Annotated in this window: 1 protein-coding gene; it reads left to right on the forward strand. The window is 60.7% G+C overall.

The features are described from left to right. Positions 1-49: 49 nt before the first annotated feature. On the forward strand, positions 50-1,107 hold a 1,058-nt coding region (locus ABWQ00_RS16260), incomplete at its 3' end, for a hypothetical protein (protein ID WP_353239702.1).

Consider the following 1,107-nt stretch of genomic DNA (forward strand, 5'->3'; position numbering starts at 1 on the left):
CACACCTTACACGCGGAAATGCTCCATCCCGCAAGGGTGCCCCTTATCCATGATGATCTTAGCTCTCATCACAAGACCATGGATCCTGCTCATGAAGCACATGGAGACAATACCACGGACCCTGGCAGACGACTTGTTTCTATGCCTGACAAGCGACTGCCATCCCGCCAGCCCGGACAGTGACATGCTGGACACCCTCACCACGGCCGTGAACGCCACCCTTGCGTACATACACGACATGGGAGGCAAGCCCTCCCCCACCAAAAGCGCCACGCTCGCATCCTCTGCGGAACACCGCAAGAGGCTCCGCCGCCAAAAGTGGGGCAGGACGGAATGCAGCATACAGGTCATGCACAGCGTCCGCGACCTAGGCTCCCACCTCACCATCAGCGGTGCTCCCACGGGCACCACCCTCAACAGGAGGGCTGACAAGGCTGCAACCATCATGGACCGCATCAGGGCCGTGCCTGCAAGCACTGCCACCAAGGGTAAGCTGATCGTTGGGAAAGGCTACGCCATGGGATTGTATGGCGTGGAAGCCACGCCGCTCAACGTCAGCGCACTACGGAAACTGCAAGGCCACACAGCAAATGCACTCACGGGCAAACACCAGTCCATGAGATGCCCGGAGGTTGTCCTTGCCACCTCATGTAAGGCAAGCATTGAGATCGAGGCTCATATCTTGTGGAGAAGAACTCGGATGATGCGCAGGGCCTGGCACGCCAGACCTGCCTGGCGGCCACTCATCCAGCGCATGCTCGGACGCATTGCGGCGGCACAGCATGATCCGCAAGGGGATGACAGCGACGACCACATGGAGTCGCCGGCACCCTTCGGACCGGCCAGGTCCCTGGGCAAAAGAGGCGCCAACATCCTCAAGAGGGGCCCCTTTGGCCTACTCCTCAGCTCCGTCATGCGGGCAGGAGGCACTATGCAGCCGGACGGGAGCGTTCGATTCCCAGGTGAGAGCAGGATCGACTGCTTCCAGGACCCAATCCAGTGGGTCAGGGCCACTTTGATCGAGGCCGGCACTGCGGCCGCCATGCGGCGAACTCGAACTTCGAGCAGGAGGCAGTCCTACGAGTGCTGCGGAAAGATCGACTTTCT

Source organism: Limnohabitans sp. (assembly GCF_040400975.1).
Classification (GTDB): Bacteria; Pseudomonadota; Gammaproteobacteria; order Burkholderiales; family Burkholderiaceae_C; genus Limnohabitans_A.